A 17,818-nucleotide genomic window follows, 5' to 3' on the forward strand; every position below is an offset into this window, starting at 1 on the left:
CCTCGGTTCCCGTTTCCCTTTTCCCTCTTCCCGCTTCCCGCTTCCCGCTTCCCTCTTCCCGCCTCCCGCCGTTCTCCTACTCCTCCCCATTCCCCCGCTTGAGCCCGGTCATCCTCGGCGCGGTCCGCCGCCTCTCCGACTCGTCGGTCTCCTCGGTCTCGCCCGTGTCGACCACGGCGAGCGGGATCGCGTCGTCGTGGTCGCTCAGGCGGAGCGCGGCGTGCCGCACCAGCCCGAAGGCCAGGTACACCACGCCGAGGGGGAAGAGGAACATGCTCGGCATCGCCAGCGACCCCACCAGGATCACCAGGTGCACCGCCAGTCCCGCGAGGCCCTTGGCCGTCCGGAACCCCAGGGCGGGGAAGCGGGGGTACTTGACCGTGCTCACCATCAGCAGCGAGAGCAGCACCATGAGGATGGTGAGCCCCTCGCGCTGGAAGTCGAGGTAGGCCAGCGACTGCCGGTACCAGTGGGTCTGGCTGAAGGGATAGTAGACCGCCAGCGTCATCCCCGCCGAGGGCGAGGGCATCCCCGTGAACCACCCCGGCTTCCCGGTGCCGTGCTGCACGTTGTAGCGGGCCAGCCGGACCGCCACCGCCACCACGTACATGTAGCAGAGGAGCCAGCCGAACTTCCCCGCATTCTGGAACTCGAGGAAGAACATGATCAGCGCCGGCGCCACCCCGAAGCTGATGCAGTCCACCAGGCTGTCGAGCTCCGCGCCGAACTTGGTGCCGGTGCCGCTGAGCCGCGCCACCCGGCCGTCCAGCATGTCGAGCACCCCGGCGAAGACGATGAACCAGGCCGCCCAGGTGAAGTTTCCCCGGTAGGCCGAGATGATCGCCCACATCCCGAAGAACATGTTGCCGAGCGTGAAGGCGCTCGGGATCACGATCACCACCCGCCGCATGTCGGGCCGCCGCAGGCCCCGGCGCGAAGGCATCAGTCCCATTGGGCCACCACCGTCTGCCCCGCCACGGTCTTGTCGCCGGCGTGCACGAGGACCCTGGCGCTGGCTGGAAGGAAGACATCCACCCGCGAGCCGAACCGGATGAGCCCCATCCGCTCGGCCTGCCGCACCGCGGTGCCTGGCTGGTGGTCGGTCACGATCCGCCGCGCCACCAGCCCCGCGATCTGCCGCACCAGGACCTTGCCCCGCGCCGTGCGGAGGCCGATGGTGCTCTGCTCGTTCTCGAGGCTCGCCTTCTCCGTGCCGGCGTGCCCGAACTTCCCCTTGTTGTAGTGCCGGTACTCGAGCGTCCCGCTCATCGGGTAGCGGTTCACGTGCACGTTGAACACGTTCATGAAGATCGAGACCCGCTGGGTCCGCTCCTGCACGTAGTCCGGCTCGTCCACCGTCACCACGCTCACCACCACCCCGTCGGCCGGGGCGATCACCAGCTGGTCGCCCCGCGGCCCCTCGCGCACCGGGTCACGGAAGAAGGCGATGACCCACACCGCCACCGGCAGCCAGAGGAGCGCGGCCCAGAGCGGCGCGAAGGCGTAGAGCACCAGCTCCAGCGCCCAGAACGCCAGGATGAACGGCCACCCCTCAGGCGCGATGCGCATCAGGCATCCTCCGGCAGGTCGAAGCCGGTGAGCCGGCGGAAGGCCTCGAGGTAGCGCTGGCTGGTGGCCGCGATGACCTCGGGGGGAAGCGTGGGGGGCGGGGCCTCGCCGTTCCACTGGCCCTCGGCCTTGAGGCCAAGCAGCCAGTCGCGCAGCGGCTGCTTGTCGAAGCTGGGCTGGCTGCGGCCCGGCTGGTACTGGTCGGCGGGCCAGAAGCGCGAACTGTCGGGCGTCATCACCTCGTCGATGAGCCGCAGCGTGCCCTGCGCGTCCACCCCGAACTCGAACTTGGTGTCGGCGATGATGATCCCGCGGGTGGCGGCGTAGTCGCGGCCGGCGCCGTAGACCCCGAAGCTCGCGTCCCGCAGCCGGATGGCCTGCGCCGGACCCAGCGCGTTCGCCATGGTGGAGAAGGTCACGTTGATGTCGTGTCCCGTCTCCTCCTTGGTGGCGGGGGAGAAGACCGGCGGCTCCAGCCGCGCGCTCTCCACCAGCCCGCCCGGCAGCGGCTCGCCCGCCAGGGTGCCGCTCGCCTTGTATTCCTGCCAGGCCGAGCCGGAGAGGTAGCCGCGCACCACGCACTCGAACGGCACCGGCGTGGTGCGCCGCACCAGCATGGTGCGGCCGGCGATCTCGGCGCGGTGCGGCGCCAGCGCCGGGAACCGCCGCGCGATCTCGCCGGTGCGCGCCGTCACGAAGTGGCTCGGCACCTGCGCCCCCAGCAGCTCGAACCAGAACGCGCTGATCTGCGTGAGCACCGCGCCCTTCCGCGGGATCGCCTCGCGCATCACGATGTCGAACGCGCTCACCCGGTCGCTGGCCACCAGCAGCAGGTGGTCGCGGTCGGCCTCGTACACCTCGCGCACCTTGCCCTTCCGCAGCAGGGGCAGGGGGAGGCGGCTCTCGGTCAGGACATCCGTCATCGCGTCGCCTCGTTCCTGGGGCGGGAAGCGGGAGGCGGGAAGAGGGAAGGACGGGTGCGTCCCGGACCCGCCACGTCCTTCCCGTTTCCCGTTTCCCGCTTCCCGTTTCCCGTTTCCCGTCCCCGCTTCATACCCTGATCTCCTCCGTCCCCACCGCCGCCGCCACCGCCGCCGCGCGGCCGACCAGCGGCCGCAGGTACTCCGCCAGGAACTCCCCCACCTGCTCGGTCGAGCGCCCGGTGTAGCGCGCCGGGTCGAGCTCGGCGGTCAGCCGGGCGGTGGGGATCTTCGCGAAGGTGTGGTCGGCGGCCAGCCGGTCGAGCAGCCGGTTGGGCTCGCCGCGGCTCACCTCTTCCGCGGTGGCCAGGCTGGTCTGCCGGATCACCTCGTGGATCGCCTGCCGGTCGCCGCCCGCCTCGACGCCGAGCATGATCCACCGCTCGGTGGCCATGAAGGGCATCTGGTCGGCCACGTGCCGCGCGATCACCGCCGGCCGCACCTCGATCCCCGCCGCGATGTTACCCACCAGCAGCAGGATCGCGTCGGTGGCCAGGAACGCCTCCGGCAGGGTGAGCCGCCGGTTGGCGGAGTCGTCGAGGGTGCGCTCCAGCCACTGGGTGGCGGCGGTGTGCGCGGTGTTGGCCTGCAGGCTGATGACGAACCGGGCCAGCCCGCAGATCCGCTCCGCCCGCATCGGGTTCCGCTTGTACGCCATCGCCGAGGAGCCGATCTGGTCCTTCTCGAAGGGCTCGAGCAGCTCCCCCTCGTGCTGCAGCAGGCGCAGGTCGTGCGCCATCTTGGCCGCCGACTGCGCGATGCCGCTCAGCGCGTCGAGGATGGTGCTGTCGCCCTTGCGGCTGTAGGTCTGGCCGGTCACCGGGAAGACCCGGGGCACGCCCAGCTTCTCCGCGATGCGCCGCTCCAGGTCGCGGACCTTGCCGTGGTCGCCCTTGAACAGCTCGAGGAAGCTCGCCTGGGTGCCGGTGGTGCCCTTGCAGCCGCGCAGCCGGAGCGCCGCGAGCCGGTGCAGCAGCTCCTCGACGTCGAGCGCGAAGTCCTGCATCCACAGCGTGGCCCGCTTGCCCACCGTGGTGAGCTGCGCTGGCTGGAAGTGGGTGTAGGCCAGGCAGGGGAGCGCCTGGTGCGCCAGCGCGAACCGCTCCAGGTGCGCCAGCACCTCGAGCAGCCGGCCCAGCAGCAGCTCCAGCCCCGCCTTGAGCACCAGCACGTCGGCGTTGTCGGTCACGAAGGCGCTGGTGGCGCCCAGGTGGATGATCGGCCTGGCCGCCGGCGCCTGGTCGCCGAAGTGGTGCACGTGCGCCATGACGTCGTGCCGGAAGCGCTTCTCGTACGCCGCCGCCTGCGCCAGGTCGGCGTCGTCGAGGTGGGCCCGCAGGTCGGCGAGCGCCGCCGCGGGGATCTCGAGTCCCAGCTCCCGCTCGCTCTCCGCCAGCGCCAGCCACACCCGGCGCCACAGCCCGATGCGGTGCCGCTCCCCCCACAGCCGCTGCATGGCGGGGGAGCTGTAGCGGGTGCCCAGCGGCGAGCGGTAGCCGTCGTCGGTCATCGGAACTCGAGGTCGGTGTAGGCGATGGAGCCGTCACGCTCGAAGAAGAGCCGCACCGCCTGCCGCGGCTTGAGCACGTTCACCACGTCGCGCACGTCGTCGGCGGTGGCGATCCGCCGCCGGTTCATCCCCACGATCACGTCGCCCTCCCGCAGGCCGGTGGCCGCCGCCAGCTCCCGCGAGATCCGGAAGATCAGCGCCCCCCGGTCCGCCTGCACCCCGCGCTCCGCCCGGACCTGCTCGGTCAGCGTCACCAGCTGCAGGTCCTTGAGCACGGTCACCTTCTCCGCCGTGCTGGTGGGGAGGTCGCCGCTGGTGAGCGTGAGGCTCACCTCGCGGGCGGCCCGCCGCGCGCCGAGCTGCACCACGTCGTGCACGTGCAGGTCGAGCTTCACCGCCTCCCAGTCGAGGTAGTTGTGCAGCGGCCGCCCGTTGGCACGGGTGAGCACGTCGCCCCGCCGGAGCCCCGCGCGCTCGGCCGGCCCCCCCGGCGCCACCGCCGTCACCAGCACGCCGCCCTGGCTCTTCCAGTCGCGCAGGCTCTCCGCCCCCGCCACCTCGAACCCCACCCACGCCCGGCGCACCGCCCCGGCGCGGAGGATCTCCTCCGCCACCCGCAGCGCCCGCTCGATCGGGATCGCGAACCCCAGCCCGATGGAGCCGCCGCTCTGCGAGAGGATGGAGCTGTTCACCCCGATCACCTCGCCCAGCGCGTTGGCCAGCGGGCCTCCCGAGTTGCCGGGGTTGATCGAGGCGTCGGTCTGGATCATGTCGAGGTACAGCCCCGACTGGTCGCGGCCCGGGAGGATGTTGCGGTTCACCGCGCTGATCACCCCCGCGGTCACCGTCGGCTCCACGTTGCCCAGCAGGTAGGCGAACGGGTTGCCCAGCGCCACCACCCACTCGCCGATCATCAGGTCGGTGCTCTTGCCGGTCTTCACCGTGCGGAGCCCGGTGCGGTCCACCCGGATCACCGCGATGTCGGTGAGCGGGTCCTCGCCCAGCAGCTGCGCCTGCGCGTCGCTGCCGTCGGGCAGGGTCACGATGATCTTGTCGGCGCCCCCCACCACGTGCTGGTTGGTGAGGATCACGCCCTCCGGCCGGATGATGAAGCCGGTGCCGAAGCTCTGCTGTTCCCGGGGGGACTGGGGCACGAAGAAAAAGTCGAACGGCGTCTGCGCCGCTACCGCCCGCGTGCTCGTCACGGTGATGGACACCACCGCGGGCGACACCGTCTGCGCCGCCTCCACGATCGCGGTGCGCCGGGAGCCGTTCAGCGCGTCGGCCACCGCCGGCCGCGCCGGCCGCTGCGCCTCCAGCGTCTCCACGAACTGCGGGCGCCCCTCGCCGCCGCCGCACCCCGCGAGGAGCAGCGCCGCCCCGAGGCCGAGCCGCCGGGCCGCCGCGCCACCCCGGACCCCCCTCACGCCCCGGCCTCCGCGTAGCAGCTCGCCGGATACTCGGCTGCGACGAAGTACAACCCCTGGGGCGGGGCCGGTGGGCTGGTCAGGTGATTGTCGGTCGATGCGAGCAGCGTCGCCATGTCCTCTACCGGGCGGCGGTCCAGGCCAATGTCCACCATCGTGCCGACGAGAAACCGCACCATGTGGTGCAGGAACCGGTCGGCGGCAATCTGCAGCCGCCACCCCGACTCCCGGGCTTCCCAGGCGGCCTGACGGATCGTGCACTCGTACGGGCGCCCCGGATGGGCCCCCGAGCGGGCCTGCACATCGTCGTCCGCGACCGGCTTCCGCACCGCGAAGGCGTGGAACGCATGCGTCCCCGGAAGGTACGCCGCCGCCCGGTGCAGCCGGTCTCCATCCAGCGGGCGGCACAGCGCCCACGCGTAGGGGCGCCGGAAGGGCGACGCCGCGGCGGCGTCGGTCCCGATGTCATAGTGGTACCGGCGGCCGGTGGCGCTCCGGCGGGCATGGAACCCCGCCACCATCGGCGTCACCCGCTCCACCCAGCACTCCCGCGGCAGCAGCCCGTTGAGCGCCCGCCGCAGCGCCTCGGCCGTCCATCTGGCCGGGACCGTGAAGCTCACCCCCATCCCCAGGGCGTGCACCCCCGCGTCCGTCCGGCCCGCCCCATGCGCCACCACCCGCCGCCCGCACAGCCGCTCCAGCACCCCCTCCACCTCCGCCTGCACCGTGCGCGCGTCCGGCTGCCGCTGCCAGCCCGCGAAGGCACGTCCATCATACTGCAGGAGGGCCAGATAGGTCCGGCTCATGAGGCCCGGAATATAGCCGGAAGGGAAGGGGGAGGGGACCGCGAGAACCGATGGGAAGCGGGAAGACGGGAAGCGGGAAGAGGGCAAAGGGAAGAGGGAAGGGGAATGGGCAGGCCCCGCGGGGCCCCCGGGCGAGCAGCCGGCTGCGCCGCCAACCGGGGTGCCTTCTTGGGTCCACCCCCAGCCTGTAAGTTGATGACGATGCCCACCCCCCTCCACGCCGCCCTGCGCACCGTCGCCACCGGCCAGCCGCTCACCGCCGACCAGGCCGCCGCGGCCTTCCGGGTCATCATGCGGGGCGAGGCCTCCCCGGCCCTCATCGCCGGCCTCCTCCTCGGCCTCCGCGCCCGGGGCGAGACCAGCGACGAGATCGCCGGCGCCGCCACCGCCCTCCGCGAGGCGATGATCCCCCTCGATGCCGGCGCCGGCGCCCCCCTGGTCGACACCTGCGGCACCGGCGGGGGCGGCGTCAGCACCTTCAACGTCTCCACCGCCGCGGCCTTCGTGACCGCCGCCGCCGGGGCGCGGGTGCCCAAGCACGGCAACCGCAGCTATACCAGCAGGTGCGGCTCCGCCGACGTCCTCGAGGCGCTGGGGATCGACATCACCCTCGATCCCGACCGCGCCGCCCGCCGCCTCAACCAGGCCGGGATGGTCTTCCTCTTTGCCCCGAACTACCACCCCGCCATGCGCCACGTCGGCCCCACCCGCAAGGAGCTGGGCGTGGCCACCATCATGAACCTCCTCGGCCCCCTCGCCAACCCGGCAAGCGTGGGCCGCCAGGTCATCGGCGTGGCCGACCCCCACCGGGCGCCGCTCCTGGCCCAGGCGCTGCTCCGCCTCGGGGCGGATCATGCGCTGGTGGTGCACGGGGAGGTGGGCATGGACGAGATCAGCCCCGCCGGTGCCACCGCGGTCTGGGAGGTGCGCGGGGGCCGCATCGCCACCTGGACCATCGACCCCGCGGAGTACGAGCTGGACTGGGAAGACACCGCGCCCCTGGCCGGCGGCGATCCGGCCGCCAACGCCGCGCGGATCGAGGCCCTCTTCGCCGGCGCCGACGACGAGGCCGCCCGCCGGGCCGTGGTCCTCAACGCCGGCGCCGCCCTCTATGTGTCCGGCCTGGTGGCCGACTACGGTACCGCCGTCCGCCGCGCGGCGGAGGTGCTGGCGGCAGGCGGAGCCAGGGGAGGTGCTGGAGGCGGTAAGGCGGTAGGGCGGTAGGGCGGTAGGGCGGTAGGGCGGTAACGCGGTAGGGCGGTATTAGGAGGGTGGTGGACGGAGGCTCTCGTACAGCCTCCAGACGTGCCGACCCGCTTCATCCCGGGCCTGCTCGACCCGCTCGAACTCATTCTGCTCGAGATACCCGAGGTCGCATGCGAGGCGGAGGAGGTAGGTCAGCTCGGCGAGCGAGCCGAGGGCGATATCGAGGTAACGCCGGAACTCGCGTGACCCCCGCTTGGCGGATCCTTCGGCGATGTTCGTGGGTATCGAGACCGCGGCGCGGCGGACCTGGCCTGCAAGGCCGAAGCGCTCACTGACCGGCCACCGTCCGGTGGCACGATAGACCTCGACGACAAGCCTGTGGGAGTGCTGCCAGGCGGTGAATCGCTCGAAGGGGGCCATGACGGAGCATGACGCTGCCCGGTCAACCAACCCTCAATCCACCCTCCTACCGCCCTACCGCCTTACCGCCTTACCGCCTTACCGCCCTACCGCCCTAATACTTCCGAATCACCCCCACCACCACCCCCTGGATCAGCACGTCGCGCTCCTGGAACCGCATGGGCTGCATCGTGGGGTTGGCGGGCTGCAGGCGGATCCAGCCCCCCTGCTCCCGGTAGTAGCGCTTGACCGTCGCCTCGTTGCCGTTCACCAGCGCGATCACCATCTCGCCGTTGTCGGCCGCCTGCTTGCCGTGGACCACCACGAAGTCCCCGTCCATGATGTGCTCATCGATCATGGACTCGCCCTGCACCTTGAGGGCATAGTTGGGACCGCGCCGCGGCAGCAGCTCGTCGGGCACCGAGAGGGTCTCGCCGCTCACCGTGGACTCGATGGGGAGGCCCGCCGCCACCCGGCCGAGCAACGGGATCTCGGTGGCGCCGCTCGTCCCCTTGGGCGGCAGCACCTCGATGGCCCGGCTCTCGTTGTGGGTGCGGTGGATGTAGCCCTTCCGCTCCAGGTTGGTCAGGTGCTCGTGCACGGTGGCCAGCGACTGGAAGCTGAAGTGCTCGGCGATCTCCTCGAAGCTTGGCGCATACCCCTGGTCGCGGATATGCTCCTGCAGGTACTTGAGGATCTCGCTCTGGCGCTTGGTGAGCGGCATGGTGCCTCCGGTGGCTGTGACCGAACGGACTCCGAATGAAGCTACCCGAATACTGACCGAAGAGCAAGATGCCCACCACCCTGGACCAGATCCTCGCCGCCACGCGCGCCGGGCTGCCCGCACTGGCCGCCCGCCGATCCGAAATCGAACGGCGGGCCGCCGCCCCCCCGCCGCGCCCTTCCTTCCTAGCCCCGTGGGACCGCCGCCACCTGGCCCTGATCGCCGAGGTGAAGCGGCGGTCCCCCTCGGCCGGGACCATCCGCGCCGACCTGGATCCGGTGAGTCACGCCCGCGCCTACGCCGCCGCGGGGGCCAGCGCCATCTCGGTGCTGACCGATGGCCCCTTCTTCGGCGGGGCGCTGGCCGATCTTGAGCAGGTGGCCGGCGCCGTGGGGGTGCCGCTGCTCCGCAAGGACTTCATCCTCGACGAGCTGCAGATCCTCGAGGCCCGCGCCGCCGGGGCCTCGGCGGTGCTGCTGATCGTCCGTGCGCTGCCGCTCCCCCGGCTCCGGCAGCTGCTCGGCTGTGCCCGGGACGCCGGGCTCGCCGCGCTGGTCGAGGTGCACGACGCCCGCGAGCTCGACCTCGCCCTCGAGACCGACGCTCGCTACCTCGGCGTCAACAGCCGCAACCTCGACACCTTCGCCATCGACGTGGACGCCGCCTGGCGGCTGCTCGCCCGCATCCCCGCCGACCGGGTGGCCATCGCCGAGAGCGGCATGGCCTCCGAGGCCGACGTGCGGAAGGCCGCCGCCGCCGGCGCCGACGGCGTGCTGATCGGCACCGCCCTCTCCAGCGCCGCCGACCCGTCGGCCCTGGCCCGCGCGGTGGCGGCGGTGCCCCGGATCGGCCGCTGACCATGCCCGACGCGCCGAGCCGCCGGGTCGCCGCCAAGATCTGCGGACTGACCCGGCCTGACGACGCCCGGGCCGCCGTCCGCCTCGGCGCCAGCTACCTCGGGGTCATCTTTGCCGGCGGGCCCCGGCAGGTGGACCCGGCGCGGGCCCGGGCCATCATGGAGGCCGCCGGCCAAGTTCCTGTGATTGGGGTCTTTGGCTCGCAGGGGGAGGGGGAGATATTACAGGTGTGCCGTGCGGCCGGCCTGGCCGGTGCCCAGTTGCACGGCGACCATTCCCCCGTCCTGATCGAGCGGCTCGCCGCGGCTGGTCTCCTGGTCCTTCCCGTGGTGCGTCTCGGTGGCCCGGACGATCTCGTCCGGCTGGATCACCTGCCGGGACCGGTGCTGGTGGAGCCGAAGGTCGAGGGGCGGCTCGGCGGGACGGGGGTGCCGCTCGCGCTCGACCTGGCCCGCGCCGCGCGGCAGCGCCTCGGCGGCCGCCCGCTGTGGCTCGCCGGCGGGCTCACGCCCGAGACCGTCAGGGAGGCCATCCGCGTGGTGGCGCCCGACGTGGTGGACGTATCCTCCGGGGTGGAACAGATTCCCGGCGTGAAGGACCCTGAACGAATGGCCCGATTCCTGGAGGTCGTGCGGTGACGGTGACCCTGCCGCGCGAGCGCGCGGTCGGCGGACGCTTCGGCGCCTACGGCGGACGGTACGTCCCCGAGACGCTCATGGCCGCCCTCGACGAACTCGCGGTGCTGTACGACGCGGCCCGGACCGACGCCGGCTTCTGGCGCGAGTTCGAGGGGCTGCTGCGCGAGTTCGCCGGACGGCCCACCACCCTCACCGACGCCCCCCGCTTCGGCGCCGCCATCGGCGCCACGGTGCTGCTCAAGCGGGAGGACCTCAACCACACCGGCTCCCACAAGCTCAACAACGCGCTGGGCCAGGCGCTGCTGGCGCGGCGCATGGGCAAGCGGCGCATCATCGCCGAGACCGGCGCCGGCCAGCACGGCGTGGCCACCGCCACCGTCTGCGCCCACTTCGGGCTCGACTGCGTGGTCTACATGGGCGCGGAGGACGTGGAGCGCCAGGCCCTCAACGTCTACCGGATGCGGCTGCTCGGCGCCACGGTGGTGCCGGTCGCGAGCGGCACCCGCACCCTCAAGGACGCCGCCAACGAGGCCCTGCGCGACTGGGTCACCAACGTCCCCACCACGCACTACATCATCGGCTCGGTGATCGGCCCCGACCCGTTCCCCCGCATGGTGCGCGACTTCCAGTCCGTGATCGGCCGCGAGGCGCGGGCCCAGGTGCTGGAGCGCGCCGGCCGCCTGCCGCGCACCGTCGTGGCCTGCGTGGGCGGCGGCTCCAACGCCATCGGGATGTTCCACGCCTTCCTGGATGACGCGGCGGTGGAGCTGGTGGGCGTGGAGGCCGCCGGCGAGGGCATCCCGAGCGGGCACCACAGCGCGACCCTCTCCGCCGGGCGGCCCGGCGTGCTGCACGGCTGCCTGAGCTACCTGCTGCAGGACCCCGACGGGCAGGTGCTGCCGGCCCACTCCGTCTCCGCGGGGCTCGACTACCCCGGCGTGGGGCCGGAGCACAGCTGGCTGCGCGACACCGGCCGGGTGCAGTACGCCGCCGCCACCGACGACGAGGCGCTGGCCGGCTTCCAGGCGCTGTGCCGGCTGGAGGGCATCATCCCCGCGCTCGAGACCGCGCATGCGCTGGCGTGGCTGGAGCGGAATCGTGGCCGCTGGCAGCCCGAGGACCTGGTCCTCGTCTGCCTGAGCGGCCGCGGCGACAAGGACGTCGCGCACGTGGCCAAACTGCTCGGGACCGGCTAAGTGACCCACGGCATGCCCGCACCGGTGGTGCTGCCGCAGCAACAGGTCGAGGAACTGCTCCGGACCCTGGTGAAGGGGCTCCGGGCCTTCCAGATGTACCTCCCCAACAACCCCATCTACCAGCGCGCCGTCGGCAACGTCCGCGCCGCCTTCCAGCCCATCTGGGCCGCGGGGGTGGACCGCCTGGTGCTGCAGGTGGTGGAGACCGACATCGTCTGGGAAGAGCAGGTGGTCTACCACCAGCCCAACAAGGCGGAGAGCCTGGCCTGGGGGCTGTTCAAGGACGGGATGCGGGTGCTCACGCTCTTTCCGGGCGTCGAGGAGGAGGAGGTCGTCCGCTTCCTCGAGATGGTGCAGCGCTCGCGCACCCTGCAGGCCGACGCCGGCGACGACCTGCTGACCCTGCTGTGGGAGCAGGAGTTCGGCTTCATCCAGTACCACTTCACCGAATTCATCCCCGACTCCGGCGTGCCCGGCCTCTCCGGCGAGGGCGCCTACAGCCAGGCCCCGCCCACCGACCCCAACGTGGTCCAGGAGCAGGCCCGGGAGACCCAGGGCAAGGTCCAGGAGGAGGCGCCGCCCCGGAAGAGCGGGGTGGTGGACCTCGAGGACTTCGACTCCACCCTGTACTGGCTGGACGACGCCGAGATCAAGGCGATCGCCGACGCCATCGAGGAGGAGTACCGGCAGGACCTGCGCGCCAACGTGCTCGGCATCCTGTTCGACATCCTGGAGCAGCGCACCGAGGAGGTCACCCGCGGCGAGGTGATGGGCCACCTCGAGACCTACCTGCCGCACCTGCTCAACGCCGGCGACTTCCGCTCGGTGGCGCTCATCCTGCGCGAGACCCGGCTGCTGGTGCGGCGCCCCGAGGAGTTCACCCTGGAGCAGCGGGACCGGATGGACGCCTTCACGGGGCGGCTGTCGGATCCCGGGGTGCTGCAGCAGATCCTGCAGTCGGTCACCGAGGCGCAGAGCCCGCCCACCGAGGATGACCTGGGCGAGCTGTTCCGCGAGCTGCGGCCCGCGGGCCTCGAGACGGTGCTGGTGTGGCTGCCCCGGCTCCCGGCCGCGAGCGCCATCCACAAGCTGCTCGCCTCCGCCGCCGACCGGCTGGCCGAGACCACGCCGCAGGAGGTGCTGCGGCTGCTGCGGCTCCCCGAGTCCGAGGCGCTGCCGTCGGTCATCGCGCTGTGCGGCCGCCTCAAGCTGCAGGCGGCGGTGCCCGGCCTGGCCGACACCCTGGGGCACCCCGCGGCGCCCACCCGGCTGGCGGGCGTCACCGCCCTCGACGCCATCGGCACCCCCGCGGCGCTGCAGGCGCTGGAGAAGGCGGTGGACGACGCCGACCGCGAGGTGCGCATCGCGGGGGTGCAGTCCCTCGGCCGCCGCGGCTACAAGGGCGCCCTGCGGCGCATCGAGCCGGTGGTGCAGGGCAAGCTTACCCGCGAGATCGACCTCACCGAGCGGATGCGCTTCTTCGAGGCCTACGCCATGATCGCGGGGCCGGGCTCGCTGGAGAACCTGGCGGGGATGCTCTCCGCCGGCGGGCTGTTCAAGCGCAAGGAATCCCCGGAGGTCCGCGCCTGCGCCGCGCTCGCCATCGGCCGGCTCAAGTCGGCGGAGGCCCGCGAGGTGCTGCAGAAGTACAAGGACGACAAGGAACTCGTGGTGCGGAACGCGGTGAGCCGCGCCCTGCGGGAGGCCGGCGCATGACCCGCGAGGCCTCCGGCATGCCGGCCCCCGAGGACAAGGTCGGCAACGACGCCTTCCTGCGGCAGGCGGGGCGCAACTTCCTGCTCGCGATGTACACCGGGCTCCGCAGCCTCAAGCTCTACCCCGTGGAGAACGCCACCGCGCAGAAGGCGCTCGACGAGCTGCAGGCGGCGGCGCTGGCGCTGCTCACCCCGCTGGGCGAGATCGAGCTGCGGCTCTCCGGCGACTTCATCTTCGTCAACGGCACCCGGCTCCGGCTCGAGCTCGACAACTACGCCTCGTTCTCCAACCTGCTGGCCGCGCTGCGCGCCGTGGACGTGGGCGAGATGAAGGTGGCCACCGGGGTGGAGCGTCGCGAGTGGCAGGTGTTCCTCGGTGTGCTGCTCTCGCTCTCGGGCAAGGGCGGCACCGAGGTGAACCCCGAGGCGCTGCTCGACCTGCGCGACAAGCTCGCCGTGGCCGGGGTGACCCACCTCGACCTGGAGCCGCCGCTCGAGTCCGAGGAGAAGCTGGCCGAGGCGGAGCGGGCCCGCGAGGTGGCCAAGCGCACCTACTCCCACGGGGTGGCGGTCACCAAGGACCTGATCAACAGCGTCCGCCTGGGCCGCACCACCTCGGTGGCCAAGGTCAAGCGCGCGGTGCAGGCCATCGTGGACCAGGTGCTCAACAACGAGACCAGCCTCATCGGCCTCACCACCATCCGCGACTACGACGAGTACACCTTCACCCACTCGGTGAACGTGTGCATCCTCTCGGTGGCCATCGGCAAGAAGCTCTCCCTCACCCGGCTCCAGCTCTACGACCTCGGCCTCGCCGCGCTGCTCCACGACGTGGGCAAGGCGCGCATCCCCGTCGAGGTGCTCAACAAGACCGGCGGCCTCACCGAGGACGAGTGGAAGATGATGCAGACCCACCCCTGGCAGGGGGTGTTCACGCTGTTCAACATGCGGGGCTACGGGGAGATTCCCTACCGGCAGATCGTGGTCTCGCACGAGCACCACATGAAGACCGACCTCACCGGCTATCCCCGCGCCCTCCGGCCCCGGAAGATGGGGATCTACTCCCGCATCGTGGCCGTGGCCGACGGCTACGACGCCGCCACCACCCGGCGCAGCTACCAGACCGTGCCCATCCAGCCCGACCAGGTGCTGCGCGAGATGTGGGAGAACCCCCGCCGCGGCTACGACCCGGTGCTGGTCAAGGCGCTCATCAACCTCATCGGCATCTACCCGGTGGGCACCTGCGTCATCCTCGACACCTTCGAGGTGGCGGTGGTCTCGGCGGCGAACCCCGACCCCAGCTTCATGAACCGGCCCATCGTGCGCATCTGCATCGACGTCAACGGCGCCATGACGGGCCCGCCGGGCCGCGAGGAGAACCTCGCCGCGCAGGACGCCGACGGGACCTTCCTGCGCTCGATCGTCAAGGTCACCAACCCCGACCGGTATGGCATCATTGTCGGCGACTACTTCGTCTGAGTCCCGGCTGGCCCGGGCCTGGGCCACGATGGCGCGCGCGCGCCGCACCGCGCTCATCCCCTACCTGACGGCGGGGCACCCCGACCGCGCCCGGAGCATCGAGGCGCTGCGCCGCGCCGCCGAGCACGCCGACATCCTCGAGGTGGGCGTCCCCTTCAGCGACCCGCTCGCCGACGGGCCCACCATCCAGCGCTCGAGCTTCGAGGCGCTGGAGCACGGCATGACGCTGGCCGGCACCCTGGACCTCATCTCCGATGCCCGGCTCGACCGCCCGGTGGTGGTCTTCAGCTACCTCAACCCGGTGTTGCGCTACGGCGTGGACGAGTTCCTGCGTGACGCCGCCGGCCTCGGCGTGGCCGGCCTGCTGCTCACCGACCTCCCCGCCGGCAGCGACCCCGCCCTCGAGGCAAAGGTGCGGCAGAGCCCCCTCGACCTGATCCGGCTGGTGGCGCCCACCACCACCGGCGCCCGCCTCACCGAGGTGGTCGACGGCGCCGAGGGCTTCCTCTACCTGGTGGCGCGCCTCGGGGTCACCGGCGCCAGCCGCGACCTCGCCACCGGCCTCGAGGCCTACGTGGCCCGGGTGCGCGCCGCGACCCCGCTGCCCCTGGCCATCGGCTTCGGGATCAGCACGGCCGCCCAGGCCTGCGCCGTGGCCCACCTCGCCGACGGTGTCGTCGTGGGCAGCGCGCTGGTGGAGTGCCTCGGCCGGGACGGCCCCGAGGCGGCCGGGCGCCTGCTCGGCGAACTGCGCGCCGCGCTCGATCAGGCCGACAGGGAGCGCCCCGCGTGAAGGCGGCCCCGCGCGGCCTGCTGGAGGGCTATGCCGCCCTGATGTCGTGGGGCGGCACCGTCCTCGGGCTGGCGGCGCTCGGGCTCGACCGCGGCTGGATGGAGCGCCCATGGCTCGCGGGCGGGGTGCTGGCGTTCGCCATCCTGCTGCGCCGCGGCCAGATCCAGCTCTCCAAGTTCTCCTACCTCACCCAGATCGGCCTCGTGGCGCTGGTCGGCGCCGTCACCCTCGGCCCCGGCATGGTGGTGTTTGCCCTCGGGCTCGGGACGTTCATCGCCGACGCCTTCTGGCAGCGCAAGCTGCTCACCGCCGCCTGGATCAATGCCGGCCGCGAGGTGCTCGGCTTCCTCGCCGCCTTCGGCGCCTACAGCGTGGTGCTGCTGCGCTCCGGCGCCAACGGCCCCAGCCTCGACTTCCTCCCCGCCGCGCTGACCCTGGCGGGGATGTACTTCTTCTGCACCCGCGCGCTGTTCTACTTCACCCTGCTCGTTCGCGCCAAGCTCGAGGCGCACGAGCGGCTGATGATCCTGCGCTACGAGATCCTCTCCTACCTCCTCACCCTGATCGGGTCGGTGATCGCCGCCGGCGCCATCCACTCGCTGCCGCCTGAGGGATGGCTCACCGTGCTCGGCACCCTCGGCGTGCTCGGGGTGCTCACCAGCCGGATCCTCGAGGAGGCCATCGCCGCCGAGGAGCTCAACAAGATCCACGCGCGCGAGCGGGTGATCACCAGCAACCTGTCGCTGCAGGACGCCTTCACCCAGCTCGAGGAGCTGGCCAACCGGGTGCTCGACTGGAGCGACTTCCGGATCTATCGCGTCAGCGACGGCGCCCTGGCGCTGGCCTACCGCGGCGCCCTCGGCTGGCCCGAGCGCCGCGAGCCGCCCTTCGACAGCGCCGAGCTCCGGGTCCGGGTGGTCGCCTCCGGCGAGACCGTGGTGGTGCACGATGCCCGCACCGACGACCGGATCCTCGCCCCCACCCCCGACGCCGTGAGCATGCTGGTGCTGCCCCTGCGCTTCGGCAGCGAGTCGATCGGCACCCTGGAGCTCGACCACCACAAGCCGCGCACCTACGGCAAGAAGGAGGTGGCGGCCGCCGCCACCTTCGCCGCGCAGCTCGCCACCGCCATTCATATTGCCGACCTGCGCCGCCCATTGGTCGACACGGTGGAGCGGGTGGGGGCGGAGGTCCGCACCCTCGCCGACACGGCGGACCGCCTGCGCACCGCCGCCGGTGCGGTGGCCCAGACCGCCCAGGCCATCCGCACCGGCGCCGCCGAGCAGGAGCAGCTGGTGGCGGCGGGGCGGCAGGCCACCGAGAGCCTGGTGCAGGAGGCGCGCGAGGTGGCCGCCGATGGCGAGGCCGCCCGCAAGGCCTCCGCCACCGCCAGCACCACCGCCGCCGAGAACCGCACCCACATCCAGGACGCCATCGGGCGGCTGGTGGAGCTGCAGCGCTTCGTCGGGGACACCTCCACCCGGGTGGGGGAGCTCTACCAGGTGACCAACCGGCTGATCGGGTTCATCGGGACCATCCGCGAGATCGCCGACCTGACCAACCTGATCGCCCTCAATGCGGCCATCGAGGCGGCGCGGGCGGGGCACCAGGGCCGCGGCTTCACCGTGGTGGCCGAGGAGGTGCGCCAGCTCGCCGCGCAGAGCGCGCAGGCCTCGCGCGAGGCGGGGGGCCTGGTGGCCGCGATCCTGGGCCAGGTGGCGCAGATCTCCGAGGAGATGGACCGGGGCACCGGGATCGTGCGCGGCGTGGAGGAGCTCTCCGCCGACGCGGCGCGGGCCCTGACCGACATCGTCGATGGCACCAGCGACGCCGGCGCGCACGCCGAGCGCATCGCGGCCACCGCCGCGCGGCAGGAACAGGCCGTGCACCGGCTGCGGGCGCAGATGGAGCAGGTGTCCGCGGTCTCCATCCGCACCCTCGAGGACGCCAACACCACCGCCCGGCGCGCCTCCGAGGCCGCCCGCAGTCACGCCGAGCTGGAACGCGCCATCCGGGAGCTGGCCGGGGTGGCGGGACGGCTCCAGGCCATCGCCCAGCACTTTTCGCAGGAACTATGAACCCACGCGAACGCGTCTATGTCGCCCTCGGCAGCAACCTCGGGGACCGCGAGGGCTACCTCGCCCGGGCCCGCGAGGCGCTCGGCAAGCTGCCCCTCACCACCGTGCTGGCGGTGTCCTCCATCGAGGAGACCGAGCCGGTGGGGCCCCCGGGCCAGGAGCGCTACCTCAACCAGATGGTGCTGGTGGAGACCGCGCTCGACCCCGGCCGCTTCCTCAAGCAGCTGCACCGCATCGAGGACGAGAACGGGCGCGAGCGGGGCGAGCGCTGGGGGCCGCGCACCCTGGACCTCGACATCGTCCGCTTCGGCACCCGGCGCCTGCGCGATGCCGACCTCCGCATTCCCCACCTCGAGCTCCCCAACCGCGACTGGTGGCAGCGGGAGATCGAGGAGGTGGACCGGCTCGCGCCGGCGCGCACCAGCGACTGACCCGACCCGC

Annotated in this window: 17 protein-coding genes; 9 read left to right on the forward strand and 8 right to left on the reverse strand. The window is 72.4% G+C overall.

Annotation, left to right across the window (positions count from 1 at the left end; all coding sequences use genetic code 11):
- Positions 1-76: 76 nt before the first annotated feature.
- The 6 genes from pssA to truA form a co-directional block, all read right to left on the reverse strand.
- Positions 77-943: a CDP-diacylglycerol--serine O-phosphatidyltransferase gene (gene pssA / locus IPJ95_10800; GenBank protein ID MBK7924101.1), complete on the reverse strand. Its 867-nt coding sequence runs from the start codon at positions 941-943 to the stop codon at positions 77-79.
- On the reverse strand, positions 943-1,569 hold the full coding sequence (locus IPJ95_10805) for a phosphatidylserine decarboxylase family protein (GenBank protein ID MBK7924102.1): 627 nt from the start codon (positions 1,567-1,569) through the stop codon (positions 943-945). Before IPJ95_10805 ends, pssA begins: the two co-directional genes overlap by 1 nt.
- Complete coding sequence (locus IPJ95_10810; GenBank protein ID MBK7924103.1) at positions 1,569-2,492, reverse strand: phosphoribosylaminoimidazolesuccinocarboxamide synthase; 924 nt, start codon at positions 2,490-2,492, stop codon at positions 1,569-1,571. Before IPJ95_10810 ends, IPJ95_10805 begins: the two co-directional genes overlap by 1 nt.
- Before the next feature lie 127 nt (positions 2,493-2,619).
- Complete coding sequence (locus IPJ95_10815) at positions 2,620-4,059, reverse strand: adenylosuccinate lyase (protein ID MBK7924104.1); 1,440 nt, start codon at positions 4,057-4,059, stop codon at positions 2,620-2,622.
- Positions 4,056-5,486, reverse strand: a complete 1,431-nt coding sequence (locus IPJ95_10820; protein ID MBK7924105.1) for a trypsin-like peptidase domain-containing protein — start codon at positions 5,484-5,486, stop codon at positions 4,056-4,058. The genes IPJ95_10815 and IPJ95_10820 overlap by 4 nt, the downstream gene beginning before the upstream one ends.
- Entirely contained in the window at positions 5,483-6,292 is an 810-nt protein-coding gene (gene truA / locus IPJ95_10825) for a tRNA pseudouridine(38-40) synthase TruA (protein ID MBK7924106.1), read from the reverse strand. The genes IPJ95_10820 and truA overlap by 4 nt, the downstream gene beginning before the upstream one ends.
- 201 nt (positions 6,293-6,493) lie before the next feature.
- Between truA and trpD the strand changes: the two genes are divergently transcribed.
- On the forward strand, positions 6,494-7,516 hold the full coding sequence (gene trpD / locus IPJ95_10830; protein MBK7924107.1) for an anthranilate phosphoribosyltransferase: 1,023 nt from the start codon (positions 6,494-6,496) through the stop codon (positions 7,514-7,516).
- Positions 7,517-7,555: 39 nt separating this feature from the next.
- On the opposite strand, the gene IPJ95_10835 is transcribed toward trpD, so the two are convergent.
- Positions 7,556-7,918: a four helix bundle protein gene (locus IPJ95_10835; protein ID MBK7924108.1), complete on the reverse strand. Its 363-nt coding sequence runs from the start codon at positions 7,916-7,918 to the stop codon at positions 7,556-7,558.
- A gap of 94 nt (positions 7,919-8,012) precedes the next feature.
- The gene (gene lexA / locus IPJ95_10840) at positions 8,013-8,621 is read right to left on the reverse strand and encodes a transcriptional repressor LexA (protein ID MBK7924109.1); all 609 of its coding nucleotides are present in this window, start codon (positions 8,619-8,621) and stop codon (positions 8,013-8,015) included.
- A 68-nt stretch (positions 8,622-8,689) separates the two neighbouring features.
- Here lexA and trpC point away from each other — a divergent pair, with 68 nt between their 5' ends.
- Genes trpC through folK form a run of 8 tightly spaced genes read left to right on the forward strand, consistent with a single transcriptional unit; the run spans position 8,690 to position 17,808 of the window.
- Positions 8,690-9,478 carry an indole-3-glycerol phosphate synthase TrpC gene (trpC, locus tag IPJ95_10845; protein ID MBK7924110.1) on the forward strand — a complete coding sequence of 263 codons (789 nt, stop codon included), beginning with the start codon at positions 8,690-8,692 and terminating at the stop codon, positions 9,476-9,478.
- Between the two features lie 2 nt (positions 9,479-9,480).
- A complete protein-coding gene (locus IPJ95_10850) occupies positions 9,481-10,116 on the forward strand; it encodes a phosphoribosylanthranilate isomerase (protein ID MBK7924111.1) in 636 nt (211 codons plus the stop codon).
- Between the two features lie 2 nt (positions 10,117-10,118).
- Positions 10,119-11,312, forward strand: coding sequence for a tryptophan synthase subunit beta (gene trpB / locus IPJ95_10855; protein ID MBK7924112.1), 1,194 nt, complete (start codon positions 10,119-10,121; stop codon positions 11,310-11,312).
- A 12-nt stretch (positions 11,313-11,324) separates the two neighbouring features.
- A complete protein-coding gene (locus IPJ95_10860; protein ID MBK7924113.1) occupies positions 11,325-13,028 on the forward strand; it encodes a HEAT repeat domain-containing protein in 1,704 nt (567 codons plus the stop codon).
- A complete protein-coding gene (locus IPJ95_10865) occupies positions 13,025-14,506 on the forward strand; it encodes an HD-GYP domain-containing protein (GenBank protein MBK7924114.1) in 1,482 nt (493 codons plus the stop codon). Before IPJ95_10860 ends, IPJ95_10865 begins: the two co-directional genes overlap by 4 nt.
- A 28-nt stretch (positions 14,507-14,534) precedes the next feature.
- Positions 14,535-15,299 (forward strand): tryptophan synthase subunit alpha, encoded by a 765-nt coding sequence (locus IPJ95_10870; protein MBK7924115.1) that lies wholly within the window; start codon positions 14,535-14,537, stop codon positions 15,297-15,299.
- Positions 15,296-17,377 carry a GAF domain-containing protein gene (locus IPJ95_10875; GenBank protein ID MBK7924116.1) on the forward strand — a complete coding sequence of 694 codons (2,082 nt, stop codon included), beginning with the start codon at positions 15,296-15,298 and terminating at the stop codon, positions 17,375-17,377. The genes IPJ95_10870 and IPJ95_10875 overlap by 4 nt, the downstream gene beginning before the upstream one ends.
- Positions 17,374-17,808 (forward strand): 2-amino-4-hydroxy-6-hydroxymethyldihydropteridine diphosphokinase, encoded by a 435-nt coding sequence (folK, locus tag IPJ95_10880; GenBank protein ID MBK7924117.1) that lies wholly within the window; start codon positions 17,374-17,376, stop codon positions 17,806-17,808. Before IPJ95_10875 ends, folK begins: the two co-directional genes overlap by 4 nt.
- Positions 17,809-17,818 lie beyond the last annotated feature (10 nt).

This window comes from Gemmatimonadota bacterium (genome assembly GCA_016713785.1).
Lineage (GTDB): Bacteria > Gemmatimonadota > Gemmatimonadetes > Gemmatimonadales > GWC2-71-9 > JADJOM01.